Here is a 13,051-nt window from a genome sequence, read left to right on the forward strand (position 1 = left end):
ACGAAATCGTCAACCGCATATTGTCGGAGATGCATAGATTCGTCAACCGGGATCGATGTCAACAGTCTGTCGGCGAAAGGCGATGGATAGCCCCCGCCTAAACCCCCTTCGTCTCTCGCAACCTCTCGATCAATTCGCCCGGTACGTTCCAGTCCCGCAGGATCGCGTCGTTATCCTGCCCCGGACTCGCGGGCGGCGAACTCACCTCCGGCACCGTGCGGCTAAAGCGCGGCGCCGGGCCCGGTTGCGTCACCCCATCCACGTCGATGAACGTTCCCCGCGTCCGGTTATGCACATGCTCCGGCGCCTCGTCCATATCGAGCACCGGCGCAAAGCACACATCCGTGCCTTCCATCAATTCACACCATGCCTGTCGAGTTTTCGTCGCGAAGATGGCCGCTATTTTCGTTTTCAGCGACGGCCATTGCTCGCGGTCCATCTGGCTATTGAAGGCCGCATCGTCGATACCGCAAAGCTTCAGCAGCAAAGCATAGAACTGCGGTTCGATCGCGCCGACCGACACGAATTTGCCATCCGCGCACGCGTAGGCATTGTAGAAATGCGCGCCGCCGGCAAGCATGCTCGAGCCTCGTTCGCCCGCCCACGCGCCAAACGCCTTATAACCGTAGATCATCGCGCCCAGTAGCGCGGAGCCTTCGACCATCGCGGCGTCGATCACCTGGCCCTTGCCCGACCCGCGCGTTTCCAGCAGCGCGCACAACACGCCAAACGCGAGCATCATCCCGCCACCGCCAAAGTCACCGACCAGATTCAGCGGCGGTACCGGCGGTGCATCGCTACGGCCAATCTCGTGCAGCATCCCGCTCATCGCGATGTAATTCAGATCGTGCCCGGCAGTCCTCGCTAGCGGACCGTCCTGGCCCCAGCCCGTGACACGGCCGTACACCAGCTTCGGATTGCGTTCCAGGCATACGTCCGGCCCGAGGCCAAGCCGCTCCATCACGCCAGGGCGAAAACCTTCGATCAGCGCATCGGCCTGAGCAACAAGATGCAGCGCCAGCTCACGTCCTTCCGGTTGCTTGAGATCCAGCGCGAGCGAGCGGCGCCCGCGCGCCATCACATCGAATTTCGTGCCTTGCATGGGATACGGCGTGGGGCCGCCGGTCTGCTTACGATCGATGCGGATCACTTCCGCACCCATGTCGGCGAGCATCATGGCGGCGAACGGACACGGCCCGAGCCCGACCATCTCGACTACCCGGATCCCCTTGAGCGGCCCGCTCATCGCAACGTCCCACGCGATAAACAATCCCGGCCCGGCGACGCATGAATTGCGGGAGACTTCATATTGGTTTTCCCTAGCGCAAAGGTTGTTCGAAACCAGCGTTTCTCTTAAGCGCCTGAATTCCCGATGCTCTTCGATTCGAGAAACTCTACACCTTATGTTTAATACGCTCTCGCGCCAATGTCCCCCATTTATCTTTTCTAGCCGGGTACCATTGAATAGAATTGAATGGCAACGAATTGACTCGAATGCTGCTCGTGCAGCACGAAGACCAGGCGGTCCGCGATCATGTCCATGGGAGTCTGCTAATGAGTCTTCAGAACATCAAGGTAGCGAGCGCAATCGCCGCCTGGGTTCTTCTTTGCGTGTGCGCGACTGCCCAGGCTCAAACGGCTAGCAGCGCGGTCGCTACGCCCGCGCACTCCCCTGACGTTACGCCGGTCGGCATTGTGGTGTCGCCCGGTTTTACCGGCGACGAGCCGGCTGCCGTCAGGGACGCGCTGGCCCGCAAAGTCACCGATGGCAAGACGCTCTCGTTCACGCATCGAGTAGAAGATCTGATCGGCGACGCCTTGCCGAAGACGCTGCACGACTCTGCGTTGATGGACGCCAAGCTAAGCCGCGATCTCGCGTTCGTTGTGCCCGCACCGTATGGAATCCGCTATCGGTCGAAGGTCCACGTGATGACGGTAGACGTGGATCTGTCGGACAGCGATCACCCCGACACCATCGTCCTCAAAAGGACCATCACCGGACCGCGCGGCCGAAAGCTGGTGGTAGCGGCCGAAGCGAAATCCAAGGGTTATATACAGAACATCGATATCGTCGAACTGGATCCCGTCAACAAGCACAACAAGACGACAGTGCATGGGCGCTTCGTGCTCTCGCCGCAGGCATTTTCCGCAGAAGACGGTGATCTCGCGCTCGTGTTGATCTGTCGCGTGGTGCCGCCTTATCTGACGCAGACCAAGGACCATACCGACCCAAGCAACGAGGAGCCCACCGACATCACCACACGCACGGCAACGCTGCACGCGAACGTCGGCGATATCTGGCTGATCAATCGAGAAAAGGGCATTGTGCTGGCGAAGGGACTGCGCTTGGTGAAATAAGCGCGGGCCTGGTCACGTCAATCGCTTGCACCGGCCACTGCGCTAATTTTCGCCTAGCTCGACAACAAGGCACCAAGCTGGTTGCGCAGCCGATCCGTCGCTTGCGTCATCGGCGCACGAAGCTCCTGGCGAATCATTCCCAAGACCTCGAGCGCACACTTCACGGGTGCCGGATTGGGCTCGGATACAAGTGCTTGAATCAACGGCACCAACCGATGGAACCGCGCACGCGCTTCATCAATACGCCCCGCCTTGATGTCGTTATAAACCGCAACGAAGTCGGCCGCGCGCACATGCGCACTCGCCGCGATCGCACCGTGACCGCCAAGACATAACGTACTGAACATATTCAGGTCTTCACCCGCCAGCACGGACAAACGTCCGTCGAGGATCAGCGCGAGGGTTGTTTCCAGCGAGCCCGCGCAATCCTTGATTGCGTGAATGTTCGGATGACCGGCGAGCGTCAACAGGGTTGCTATATCCAGGCGTACACCCGTTCTATAGGGAATATCGTAGACAATCAGTGGGGTCTTGCTGGTATCGGCGAGGGTGGTGAAGTGGTTCGTCAAGCCGATCTGCGACGGACGAACATAGTAAGGCGCAGGAACCAGCAAGCCGGCGATCGGAAGCTCGTTCAAGCGAAGCGCGCGCTCGCGGAGCTCCATCGCGTTATTGCCGGCCAGTCCCACCACGACCGGAAGGTTCTTCGCCTCATTCAGGATGGTCGCAAGCACCTGTTCTTGCTCAGCGTGATCGAGCGACGAAGGTTCGCCCGTTGTTCCCAGCGCAACGAACCCCGATACCTTTGCTTCAATGTAAGACTTGACCAGGTTTCGCAGCGCGTCGTGATCGATACGTCCGTTTGAAAACGGCGTGACCAGCGGAATCCAGATACCAGAAAAAATCGACATTCCATACTCTCCTGTTTGACCGATAAAAACGCAGGATGTGCTTGTTGATCGGGAAAAATGCTTGATGATCGGCTACTCGAAAGCCGTTCGTTTGCGCGGCGTGAATTTCCAACCTAACGTAGTTCCAGCCGCCGCCAGCAGAATCAGCGCCGCGCCAACAATCTGTAGCCATCCTAAACGTTGTCCGAACGCAACCCTATCCACAATGATCGCCACGACCGGATAGATGAAGGACAACGCCCCCGTCACTGCGGTCGGCAGTTTCTGGATGGCGCCATAAAGCAGCACGTACATGATGCCGGTGTTGACCACACCGAGCACGACAAGATCCGCCCAATGATTTGGGGTGGTCGGCAAATGGTGAAAATCGACGAATGGCGCAAGCATGATGATGCCGAGCGCCACATGCAACAACGCAATCAAATGGGGCGGCGTTCCCTTGAGCTGCTTGGTCACGATCGAGCAGATCGTATAGAGAAATGCGGCGCCGAGCGCATAGCCGATACCTTCCAGATATTCACCAGGCTTGGCCAGCACCGCAGGCTCCACTCGCACGACCAGCGCGAGGCCTACAAACGCGACACTGAGCCAGAGAATCGTACGCAGGGTAATTCGTTCCCGAAACACTACTGCGCCAAGCAGGACGAGCATGAACGGCTGGGTGTTATAGACCGTGGTCGCCATCGATATGGAAGCTCGCGAATAAGCCGCAAACAGCAGCACCCAGTTGCCGACAATCGTGACGCTACCGAGTGCAACCAGTCCAAGCATGCGCCATGAAAACAAGCTTTTGCGCAGCATCCCTTTTAACGCACAGATCACAAGCAGCGTCGCCGCGCCGAACACGCAACGAATGAACACGACGTTCAGCGGCGTCTGCTGCGACGACACGACGAGCCAGCCGACCGTGCCGGATATCACCATTGCTACAGTCATTTCTACGCAGCCAACGCGCGTTTCTCTCGAGCTCATCGCCTCGCCTTTCAAGTGGTGCCAACTCTATCTGTCTAGTAAGTTTAGTGGGCGGCCAAGCGTGATTCCATGTGTAAAATGAGCGGACATCGACGTTTTGACTTCAAATCGAAGGTTCATTTGAAGAATCGCCTTTCTTCCCCGCCAGGTCTTGTTTTGCTCGACCAGACCGACCGCGAATTGCTCACCGTTCTATCCGAGGACGGCCGGATCGCGATGAGCGAACTCGCGCGCCGGATTGGCTTGTCGGCGCCCAGCACAGCCGAGCGCGTGCGTCAGCTCGAAGCGCGTGGCGTGATCCAGGGGTTCGCGGTCAGGCTCGACCCGCGTGCGCTTGGGTACACGCTTCAGGCCATCGTTCGAGTCAAGCCACTGCCTGGTCAACTGCACCTGGTGGAAGAAGCCATCCGACGCATTCCCGAATTCGTCGAATGCGACAAGGTCACTGGCGACGACTGTTTTGTCTGCCGGCTATTTCTCAAGACGATCGAACAACTCGACGAGATTCTTTCGAAGGTCGCAGAGCGAGCCGAGACGAGCACGGCGATCATCAAGTCAACGCCGGTCGAACGCCGGTTACCGCCCCTGGATTGAACCACGCGTCCGGACGTTCAACCTTGGCGACGTCACCGCGTCCTGCGGACAATCGAGCAGCAACGAAGCGGCCGGCCTCAGCGGGCTATCGCGGCGAGTCACTACGTTGATTGCGATAGGCGGCGGCAGGTAGACTATAGGCAACACGGCGATGCCCTGGGCCCCCCGGTGAGCCAGACCGGTGACACCTTTTTGGCCATCTTGATGAGCCATCGTCATCATCCAGGCTATCAACGGCATTGTTATAGAGGACACCAGTCGATGAACTTGCCCCCCGTCGAAACCGAGCCGGTGATCGAAGGCTTAAGCGCCATCACGTTGTCCACTCGCGACATGCGGAGCGCCGTGCGTTTTTACAAGGCGCTCGGTTTCCCGCTCTTGCATGGCGGCGAAAACGAACCGTTTACTTCATTCGCAGCGGGCGTGTCGTTTCTCAATCTGACAGTGGAGATGCACGGTCCAATCAACTGGTGGGGTCGGGTGATCATCTATGTGTCAGACGTCGATGCAATGTACCGCAAGGCGCTGGCAGCCGGGTTCCCACCGGCGTTCACCCCGCGCGATGCGCCTTGGAACGAACGCTATTTCCATGTCATGGACCCCGACGGGCACGAAATCAGCTTCGCGCGGCCATTGAGCTGAGCGCGCGATGGGGCAACAACATTGACCGTTTGATGTGGTGCGCGCGGGGATCATGGCTCCCAATTCACCATCACCCCGTCAGCGCCCGGCTCATGCTGGACCGATCTGCGAGAGACGGTCGGTTTTCTCGTTAGGGAACCTTGTCGTGTTCTTCGACGGCAATACGTATCTGGGCGATTCGCGCCTGTTGACGATCGGGAGCAAGCGCCCCGGAAGGGACAGTCGGTCTCAGCAAGAACGGACGCTCAAAGGGTCACACAGGCTTAACGTTCCAGACATGCGTTCCTGCGGTCGAGTGTGAGGTAGGGCCGATGGGTGACGGGTGCATTTCAAGAGGTCTCACAACGGTCGAGTAAGCTCCGCCAAAAACGCGGCACCGATCTCAGCAGCCCTTCGTGAGCTTTCGGGGTCTACGTCCAGGCCATGCGCGGCCTCGTTCATGACCCGGAGGGATTCAAGAAACCGTTCTGTACCGGCCGGTGCAAGACCACGTTCGTGAAGAGCACGCAGCATATTGTCGATGCCGATTGGCTTCGCCGGCAGAAGGCCATGCTCGGACATGGTATCCCGCAAAGCTCGCTCGATCTCGATTCGCAACTTGACAACGGATATGAGCGGGAATTCGCGTGCGAGCTCCTCGACGGTCGGTAACGTCGTTTGATACTGCGCCGGCAGCGCTGGTGAGAGACGGTATTGAGCGACGCCCATCGGCTTGCTGGAGTCGCGCAAGGCATATTCGACGATTATCTCGTTACGGCCTTTGCAAAGAATAATACCAATGGTCGGCTGATCGTCCTTGTGCTTAAGCTGGTCATCGATAGCGGATAGATAGAAGTTCATTTTGCCGGCGAATTCAGGTTTGAATTCCTCAATCTTCAGTTCGATCACGACAAAGCAACGCAGTCGTAGATGGTAGAAGAGCAGATCCACGTAATAGTCCTGGCCGCCGACTTCAAGATGGTACTGGCTACCGACGAACGCGAAGCCTTTGCGAGTTCGAGGATAAGCGAGCGCAGATGGTCGATCAAACCGCGTTCGAGATCGCGCTCCAACATATCCGGGCCAAGCGCCAGGAAGTCGAAGGTATAGGGGTCCTTGAGGAGCTGCTGAGCAAGCTCGGACTGTCCAGCCGGCAACGTCCGCGAAAAGTTCGTCAGCGCGCTGCCTTGACGGGCGAACAAGTCGCCCTCGATTTGATGGACAAGAACGGCACGACTCCAGCCATGCTCAATGGCTTGCTCTGCGTACCATGCACGCTTCTCGGTTGCCTTGACGGTATCAAGAAGGCTTACGTTGTGCCCCCAAGGCAATTGTGCAACGACCCGTTGCACAAATTCGGCGTCCGTCCAGGCTGCAGCAAAGGCGCGCATATATTTCAGGTTTCGGGCCGAAAGTCCGGTCATTTCCGGAAAAATCCGGCGTAGATCATCCGCGAGCCGGTCGATGACTTTGGCGCCCCATCCTTCGCGCTGCTGCCGAGCCAAAATATCGCGCCCGATGCCCCAATAAAGCAGGATCAGCTCGTGATTAACCGCCAGGCTGGCACGGTGACGCGCCTCGCTGATTCTCCGCTTCAGCTCCACGACGAAGGCGGAATAGCTATTGGCATCGATCTCCGTGGCGGGATCGCTGACCTTGCCGCGGCGAGGGGTCGGTTTGGAAGAAGGGTCATGCATGCTACCTACTCCAGCTGAACAAGGGCCGCCTGGTTCCAAGCGGAGCAGCGCGCAGCTATTGCTATACGGCTGAAGGAATGATACCTGTGATTGTCGACGATCTTGCGTTCCGCGTCGGTTGTCTGCCGATGGCCGCGTTCTGCCTGTCGGCGATCGACGGCACGCAGCCCATAACAGCCCGCCGACTTTCCGAGTAGAGACGCTCGAAACCTCGCGCTGGACGCACTCACCCGTCCGCCAACATGATGTTCAGTTCAGTTCCTGGCTGAGGATCCTCTAAAGCATGAACGCGTTTAGCGCGGTAACCATGTGAATAAGCTTAGGCGGAAAGCTTCGTTTGACGAGCATTCCGTAGCGGGTAGGCTTTCGCGCCAACTATCAAACCATCTAAGCCGGCATCGACTTAGAGACTAACTGCGCAAAGTCGGTGAGCGCGTCAACCGTGTAGGTACGCAGGGATTCGCACCTGTGCCTGATTGGCACGATTTTGGGTGCGGAAACAGAGCAGGTACGCGGGGCCGCGCACCAGAATGAACTTGGACGAGGTAACAGATGAAGGTGTTCGACGATTTGACAGATAAAGAGTGGGAGCTGATCCAAAAATTGTTCGACGGGGAGCTTGCTTCGAGCAGTCGACGCGGTCGGCCGCGAGTGGAAGCGCGCACCGTCGTCAACGCCGTGCTTTGGGTTGTGGCGTCAGGGGGAACTTGGGCCAAGTTGCCTGGCCGGTATACGTCGCCGAAGACCTGTCGCCGCCGCTTCGAGAAGTGGCAGGCCGATGGCACGTTCGCTGAAATAGTCAGGCGACTCGGGACAAGTGGTCGTGAAATTTCGCTGCCAGGCAAGATTCGCGTCACGTCTGCAAAGCCTCTGACACAGTCGTTAAGCGATCGCTCGCGCGGCGCGTTCTGGACCGATCCAGCATCGCGGCGCACTGGCCTAACGGCGCAGTATCGCCACTCCGATTGTCCCCAACCACCCAGAGAGCTCGACGCCCTGACGCGCGAGCGAATGATACAAATCACGTAAGACGTCGAGCCTGGCGACGTCGGGTGCACTGCTGCTCCCGATTGTCTAAGATCTGGACGCCAGTGTTGACTGACCGGTTTTGACCGGCTACTCGGTACTTGTCAAGGATTGTAGGACGCCCGCCTTCTATTGCCGAACGCCTCTTTTGTGAGTTAAAACAGTCACCGACTGAAGCGATGGCCATGACAGGCGTCGTGGTTTTATCAGCAGAGTGAATGCCTCGTCCCACTTCAATGTCCGACGCAACTCGGATACGGTGGTTGTTCCCCGGGTACGATCGAGCAAAGCTTCAAAGGCATGAGACCTTTCATCCTTCCGGCCCACATGTTCACGTCGATATCCATCGGAGTCGGCATTGCATCGCCTCTCCGAGACCATTGCAAAGTATAGAAATCCTTTTCTCCTTTGACAACGGCAATCATTGCGGTCTCACTGTGTCCGGCACTCGCAATAGCGCGGACGGTCTGGTTCCTCGAACTTGTACAAACAGCTGGCTTAAAGTTGGTTGTACTGAGTTGATATGCATGACCAGACAGCGGAATTCCTAGATCGATGAGAAATGAAGGATACCTGAATTTATAAACCTGCATCGGATATCGATGGAGAGAAGCTCGCCTGACGCGAGCTTCGATCGAACGAAATCGGTCTGACCCGATTCGGTGTTAACGCGGCGCATAGGGATTCGGCGGCGTCACCGACAGGATGATCTCGGTTTGCTTGTCGGACTCGTTCCGATATCGATGGGCCAGACGCCCATCGAAGGAAACGCTCTCGCCACCGACCACGGTATAGTCGAAGCGTAGCGCGAATTCCAAACCAAACCACAACAACCGCCAAGGGCCAACTCACTCGAACCGATAATTCACTGCAGCGAGAAAATTCAATTCAGTTCGTTGCTCGGTGATTGGGCTATGCCCTGCGTTGTGCTCCAACCGCCCCGCCGTAAGCGAGACCGAACCCGTCCATTTCTTCGAAAAATCGTAGCTGACGTAGGTGTTGAGGTGAACGTCCCGGATGCCCGAACTCGTGTCATAGACCGGCAAACCAGAAGCAGTGCTTTGACTGGCGGAAACGCCGAACAGTGTCCGGTTATAGACGGCATTAGCCCACGTCACGCCGGGCCCGACCGACACCAGCAGCTTCGAAGTAAGCGGCATATTCGCCACCAGATCGCCACTGACGAGCAAACCCTGCCCTGTCCCCGCGATGTCCTGATAAGCCGCGACCGAGCCCATCAACAGCGACACCGAATAATCCGCGAACACTTTCAGCTTGGGTCCGTAATGCACATTACCCAGGCCGTGGAGATGCGGATCGTCGGACTCGTTACGCGATTGAAAATCGAAGCTGATTGCCGTGCCGAAGTGATAAGCCGGGCCTTTCAGGAGATTGATGCCGAGCACATCGAGGCCTTGCGAGAAGATCCGGTCGTCGTAGGAAATATCGAGCGACGGCAGCGGCAGCACCTGGAACGCACGGGAACCGGGGTATTTCGGCGACACCATCAACGCGGGGCCGATCGAAACCTTCCATAGACCGGCGGCAGCGACGCTTGCGTCGGGGGAAGCGCCGGCATCCGCCGCAGTGCCTGGCTCGTCCGCAACGGCGGCGTTCGTCAGCCAGACGCAAGTGAATGAGGCTACGGTGCAACGGCAAAAATCGGCAAACTTCACTGCGGGTTCCCTGGCATATCGAGTCCTTCGGACCCGTGTGGACTGAACGTCTTCAGCGGCTTGGGCGTCGCCTGCAATGCTCGCCGCTTCGTTCAGGCGCAAGAATACGCCAATCTCCGCGCACCAATCTCCCGCACGCTGATCTTCCGTTAGCCGCTAATCACAATGCGCGACTTCGCGCCGCTCGGCATTGTGCATGGGAAAGTCCGCGAACGCACAATTCATGAGACTGCGCAGCGCCGCCCCGCCGGCCGGGTCGCGATCCGCATGGGTCGCGCTCACCTGATAACTCAGCGCTCCGCTCGACCGCTGGACAAACTGGACAGTCAGCGCATGAACATAGTGTTTGCGTCCAAACCACTCCTTCTGCGGCACGACGTCATCGCATGCGCTTTCGGGCGCGCCAGTGCACTCGGCGCGCACGCGCACGGCTTGCGGACGCGTTGCATAAGCCAGCTTGACGAGGTAGTCCGCGCTGTTCGGCGGCGCCTGCCGCAAGCCCTTCGCGGCCAGTACGTCATCAAGCCAGCGCGCCGACGCGGCAGAGGCCGCACCGTCGCCCTGAGGCTCGACATTCGATGATTGCAGCGCATAGGTCTTGACGCCCGCCGTCGCGAAATCTCCCCCAGATGCACTGTAGGCACTGATCCTCACCGGCGGCTCGCTGGCGCAACCGCCCAGGAGCGCGAGAAGGAAAATGGCGCTTGCCATCGATCGTATGTTCACTTCGTTCCCCAAAAAACGTTTATTGCTTCTGCGCAGCGGATTGTTCGTCGCCCGCTTCGCGTGGTTCGATTGTCTGTGAGCTCAAGGTGATCGTCACCGTCGTCCCCCGATCCGGCGCGCTTTGAATCGCGATCTCTCCCGCGTGGCGGCTGACCACCGTTTTGACGAACGCCATCCCCAGCCCGGTTCCGTCGCTCGGCGGCTGGCCATCGAGATGAAAGCGCCGGAAGCGCTCGAACAAATGCGCCTGCTGCTCAAGCGCAATGCCGTAACCCGCGTCCCGCACCATACACACGATCGCGCCCGGCAGCTCCGTGACGATGCAGTCGACGCACGTGCCAGGCGGGCTGTATTTCACCGCGTTGCTGAGCAGATTGATGAGTGCGCGCGTCATCAACGACCGGTCCGCCAAAACCCAGAAGGCCTGCCCTTTGCTCTCGCAACGTACCTCGATGTCCTTCGCGTTCGCGAGCGGCCAGATTTCGTCGCTGGCGTCGATCGCGAGTTCATGCAGGTTCAGCAGTTCGAGGCTGTAGTGCTGCGACTCGGCGCGGGCAAGCTGCACGAAATCATCGGCCAGTGCGAGCGTGCGCCGCGCGTAGCGTTCGACGCGCTCCATTAACTCCATCGCCGGCTTCGAGTCGATGTGCGGCCGCTCGGTGTCGAGCAACGCAAGAATGGACGCCTGCGGCGAGCGCATGTCGTGCGACAGCAGATGCAGCATGTCGTCGCGCTGACGCTCGGAAGCGTGCAGCGCGGTGATATCGACCCAGCTCGCGATCCACCCGAGCGACTCACCCGTGCTGGTCGTGCAGGGCGCATACCGCAGCATGTGATCGCGGCCGTAGCGGTCGCGCACTTCAATGCCGTGCATCATCACGGCGGTGTGACGCTCGACGCGCGGGTCGAGCATCGCCGGCCATTGCATGCCAGTCGGCAGCGCGCCGCTGCTGTCTTCATCGACGAGACGCACGAAATGGAACTCGCCGAAGAGCTGCGTGATCGACAGGTCAGTGAACTGCAACGGACCAAAATGCAGCCGTGCGGGATCATTGACCATCAGGATGCGGCCGTCGCGATCGCAGACCATGATCGGCTCGGGCAAGCTGTTCAGGCTGTCCCAGATGAACTGCCGCATATTGCGCTGGCGCTGCACGGCCTGGCGCGTGAGGGCGATCAGGCGCTCGAGCACGTCGCCCGCCGTGCCCTGCGGTTTGGGTTGGAGATCGGCCAGCAGATTCGGCTCGGCGGCAAGCAGACGCAGTTCCTGTCCGAGATACGACATCGCGACTTCGAGACGCCGCCAGCTCCACAGCAAATAGATCAGCGCCAGGCCACCGAGCGCCGGCACCGGCGAGAGCCAGCGCGAGCGCAGATACACCATGCAGGCACTCGCAATCAGGCTCGCGCAGGCTAGTGCGATCGTCAGCATGAGCGACTGCAACGGCGACACCACCAGCAGGCCCGCAAGCAAGATGCCGACCGGCACGAGACTCGCCCAGCCGGCCGCCTTGTCGCCTATCGGTTCAATGGCGCGACCGTCGAACAACGCGTCGAGGATGGTCGCGTAGATATCAACACCCGGCAGTTCGCCCACTTCGCCCGAGATCGGCGTGGCAAAGCGGTCGCGCAGGCCGGCCGCCGTTGCGCCGACCAGCACGATCTTGCCCGCGAAGAATTCAGGCGGGACCTCGCCCTGCATCGCGGCCGCGAACGACACCCGCGGATAATCCAGCGACGTGCGCGAAAACGGAATCATCATCCGGTGCGCGCGCTTCAGGTCGCCCGCGCCCGCCGGTCCCGACGCAGCGAACTGGGCGTCCACAGCAGATCGTCCAGTCCCGGGCAACACGGCGTCCGGCCCCCGCAACGCCTGATACACCGGTACCGTGATGCTCGGCCACCAATCCTTGCCGCTGCCTTCGAACAGCGAGACGCTGCGCACGATACCGTCGTGATTCACTTCCAGATCGATATGGCCCATGCCCGCCGCCGCCTCGCGCAGCACCGGAACGGGTTCGACCGCGGCGGGCTCGTTCTGGTTGACGGGCAACTGGTCGACGAGCAGCGGCAGATAGGTCGGCACATGTTTCATTGCCTCGGCGAAGGCGGCGTCGCCGGGAGAGGGTTCGGTGAACAGCACGTCATACGCGACGCTCGCCGGTTTCGCCTTCGCGAGTTGCGTCAACAGCGCCGCGTGGGTCTCGCGCGGCCACGGCCAGCGCCCGAGTTCCGCAATGCTCTCGTCGTCGATCGCGACAATCACAATGCCGCCCGACGGATGGCTCGCCGCGTGCAACAACAGTTGGTCGTAGAACAGGAAACTGGCGCGTTCCGTCAGCGGGCTCGCCACGCCGAAGAGCACTGCGGCCACGCCCACCACGCCGATCAGCGTCCATTCCAGGAAGAAGCGCTTGCCGATCGACGGCCCCGCCCAGCGCCGGTTGTGGAAGGGGAAGCGCCGTGGCAT

14 protein-coding genes are annotated in these 13,051 nt (G+C 59.7%); 4 read left to right on the plus strand and 10 right to left on the minus strand.

The window, feature by feature from the left end; translation table 11 throughout:
• Window positions 1-97: 97 nt before the first annotated feature.
• Window positions 98-1,246: a CaiB/BaiF CoA-transferase family protein gene (locus tag HB376_RS31085; protein WP_213767506.1), complete on the minus strand. Its 1,149-nt coding sequence runs from the start codon at window positions 1,244-1,246 to the stop codon at window positions 98-100.
• Between the two features lie 308 nt (window positions 1,247-1,554).
• Here HB376_RS31085 and HB376_RS31090 point away from each other — a divergent pair, with 308 nt between their 5' ends.
• Window positions 1,555-2,358 (plus strand): hypothetical protein, encoded by an 804-nt coding sequence (locus tag HB376_RS31090; RefSeq protein ID WP_213767507.1) that lies wholly within the window; start codon window positions 1,555-1,557, stop codon window positions 2,356-2,358.
• Between the two features lie 53 nt (window positions 2,359-2,411).
• Here the strand turns inward: HB376_RS31090 and dapA are convergent, their stop codons facing one another.
• Window positions 2,412-3,269 (minus strand): 4-hydroxy-tetrahydrodipicolinate synthase, encoded by an 858-nt coding sequence (gene dapA, locus HB376_RS31095; RefSeq protein WP_213767508.1) that lies wholly within the window; start codon window positions 3,267-3,269, stop codon window positions 2,412-2,414.
• A gap of 72 nt (window positions 3,270-3,341) precedes the next feature.
• Window positions 3,342-4,241, minus strand: a complete 900-nt coding sequence (locus HB376_RS31100) for a DMT family transporter (RefSeq protein WP_213767509.1) — start codon at window positions 4,239-4,241, stop codon at window positions 3,342-3,344.
• A 120-nt stretch (window positions 4,242-4,361) separates the two neighbouring features.
• Between HB376_RS31100 and HB376_RS31105 the strand changes: the two genes are divergently transcribed.
• On the plus strand, window positions 4,362-4,835 hold the full coding sequence (locus HB376_RS31105; RefSeq protein WP_213767510.1) for an Lrp/AsnC family transcriptional regulator: 474 nt from the start codon (window positions 4,362-4,364) through the stop codon (window positions 4,833-4,835).
• On the opposite strand, the gene HB376_RS31110 is transcribed toward HB376_RS31105, so the two are convergent.
• A complete protein-coding gene (locus tag HB376_RS31110) occupies window positions 4,818-5,048 on the minus strand; it encodes a hypothetical protein (RefSeq protein ID WP_213767511.1) in 231 nt (76 codons plus the stop codon). The genes HB376_RS31105 and HB376_RS31110 overlap by 18 nt on opposite strands.
• 48 nt (window positions 5,049-5,096) lie before the next feature.
• On the opposite strand from HB376_RS31110, the gene HB376_RS31115 reads away from it, so the two are divergent.
• Window positions 5,097-5,477: a VOC family protein gene (locus HB376_RS31115; RefSeq protein ID WP_213767512.1), complete on the plus strand. Its 381-nt coding sequence runs from the start codon at window positions 5,097-5,099 to the stop codon at window positions 5,475-5,477.
• Window positions 5,478-5,816: 339 nt separating this feature from the next.
• On the opposite strand, the gene HB376_RS41815 is transcribed toward HB376_RS31115, so the two are convergent.
• Complete coding sequence (locus tag HB376_RS41815; RefSeq protein WP_346730612.1) at window positions 5,817-6,407, minus strand: PDDEXK nuclease domain-containing protein; 591 nt, start codon at window positions 6,405-6,407, stop codon at window positions 5,817-5,819.
• Window positions 6,362-7,153 (minus strand): PDDEXK nuclease domain-containing protein, encoded by a 792-nt coding sequence (locus HB376_RS31120; RefSeq protein WP_346730613.1) that lies wholly within the window; start codon window positions 7,151-7,153, stop codon window positions 6,362-6,364. Before HB376_RS31120 ends, HB376_RS41815 begins: the two co-directional genes overlap by 46 nt.
• Window positions 7,154-7,705: 552 nt before the next feature.
• Between HB376_RS31120 and HB376_RS31125 the strand changes: the two genes are divergently transcribed.
• The gene (locus tag HB376_RS31125; protein WP_213767513.1) at window positions 7,706-8,182 is read left to right on the plus strand and encodes a transposase; all 477 of its coding nucleotides are present in this window, start codon (window positions 7,706-7,708) and stop codon (window positions 8,180-8,182) included.
• 662 nt (window positions 8,183-8,844) lie between these two features.
• Here HB376_RS31125 and HB376_RS31130 read toward each other — a convergent pair.
• The 4 genes from HB376_RS31130 to HB376_RS31145 form a co-directional block, all read right to left on the minus strand.
• Window positions 8,845-8,997 carry a hypothetical protein gene (locus tag HB376_RS31130; protein ID WP_213767514.1) on the minus strand — a complete coding sequence of 51 codons (153 nt, stop codon included), beginning with the start codon at window positions 8,995-8,997 and terminating at the stop codon, window positions 8,845-8,847.
• 30 nt (window positions 8,998-9,027) lie between these two features.
• On the minus strand, window positions 9,028-9,855 hold the full coding sequence (locus tag HB376_RS31135; RefSeq protein WP_213767515.1) for a MipA/OmpV family protein: 828 nt from the start codon (window positions 9,853-9,855) through the stop codon (window positions 9,028-9,030).
• Window positions 9,856-10,011: 156 nt separating this feature from the next.
• Window positions 10,012-10,581: a DUF4136 domain-containing protein gene (locus HB376_RS31140; RefSeq protein WP_213767516.1), complete on the minus strand. Its 570-nt coding sequence runs from the start codon at window positions 10,579-10,581 to the stop codon at window positions 10,012-10,014.
• Window positions 10,582-10,600: 19 nt separating this feature from the next.
• The gene (locus HB376_RS31145; RefSeq protein WP_213767517.1) at window positions 10,601-13,051 is read right to left on the minus strand and encodes a CHASE2 domain-containing protein; all 2,451 of its coding nucleotides are present in this window, start codon (window positions 13,049-13,051) and stop codon (window positions 10,601-10,603) included.

Origin of the sequence: Caballeronia sp. dw_19, from assembly GCF_018449515.1 — a bacterium.
GTDB lineage: Bacteria > Pseudomonadota > Gammaproteobacteria > Burkholderiales > Burkholderiaceae > Caballeronia.

Excerpts from the sequence above, each read along its gene's own strand:
- HB376_RS31115 (WP_213767512.1), top strand. The coding sequence starts at position 5,097 with ATGAACTTGCCCCCCGTCGAAACCGAGCCGGTGATCGAAGGCTTAAGC.
- dapA (WP_213767508.1), bottom strand. The coding sequence starts at position 3,269 with ATGTCGATTTTTTCTGGTATCTGGATTCCGCTGGTCACGCCGTTTTCA.
- HB376_RS31120 (WP_346730613.1), bottom strand. The coding sequence starts at position 7,153 with ATGCATGACCCTTCTTCCAAACCGACCCCTCGCCGCGGCAAGGTCAGC.
- HB376_RS31090 (WP_213767507.1), top strand. The coding sequence starts at position 1,555 with ATGAGTCTTCAGAACATCAAGGTAGCGAGCGCAATCGCCGCCTGGGTT.
- HB376_RS31125 (WP_213767513.1), top strand. The coding sequence starts at position 7,706 with ATGAAGGTGTTCGACGATTTGACAGATAAAGAGTGGGAGCTGATCCAA.
- HB376_RS31085 (WP_213767506.1), bottom strand. The coding sequence starts at position 1,246 with ATGAGCGGGCCGCTCAAGGGGATCCGGGTAGTCGAGATGGTCGGGCTC.
- HB376_RS31100 (WP_213767509.1), bottom strand. The coding sequence starts at position 4,241 with ATGAGCTCGAGAGAAACGCGCGTTGGCTGCGTAGAAATGACTGTAGCA.
- HB376_RS31145 (WP_213767517.1), bottom strand. The coding sequence starts at position 13,051 with ATGCCACGGCGCTTCCCCTTCCACAACCGGCGCTGGGCGGGGCCGTCG.
- HB376_RS31110 (WP_213767511.1), bottom strand. The coding sequence starts at position 5,048 with ATGGCTCATCAAGATGGCCAAAAAGGTGTCACCGGTCTGGCTCACCGG.